Origin of the sequence: Vibrio sp. 10N.222.49.C9, from assembly GCF_041474985.1 — a bacterium.
GTDB classification, from domain to species: Bacteria; Pseudomonadota; Gammaproteobacteria; order Enterobacterales; family Vibrionaceae; genus Vibrio; species Vibrio crassostreae_C.
On record NZ_JBFRVD010001011.1, the window covers coordinates 1 to 372 of the forward strand.

General features: G+C 42.2%; 1 pseudogene. It reads left to right on the top strand.

The features are described 5' to 3' along the window. Positions 1-191 (top strand): annotated as a pseudogene (locus tag AB4585_RS26660) (outer membrane lipid asymmetry maintenance protein MlaD); the annotation flags it as partial. Between the last annotated feature and the right edge of the window lie 181 nt (positions 192-372).

Below are 372 nucleotides of genomic sequence, written 5' to 3' on the forward strand. Positions count from 1 at the left end.
CCTCAAGTGCACATATCTTGACCTCAGGCCTAATAGGGGAGCAATACATTAGCTTGATACCTGGCTTTATTGACGAGGATGTAGACTTACTCGCAGATGGTGACCTGATAGAGGATACTAAATCGGCACTGGTGCTTGAGGATTTGATTGGACAGTTCTTGTATAGCGTTGGTGATGGCTCAGGAGAATAAGTATGAAATGCATTCTTAGATTTATCTCATTGATTTTAATGCTTTGTTCGCCGATTGTCTGGGGCGCAACTATTGATAAAACTCAGCCGTATCAGATGATGGAGCAAGTTGGGAGCAATACGTTTGACAGACTCAAAAATGAACAGGCGCAATTAAGAGAATCTCCAGACCAACTTAAAGT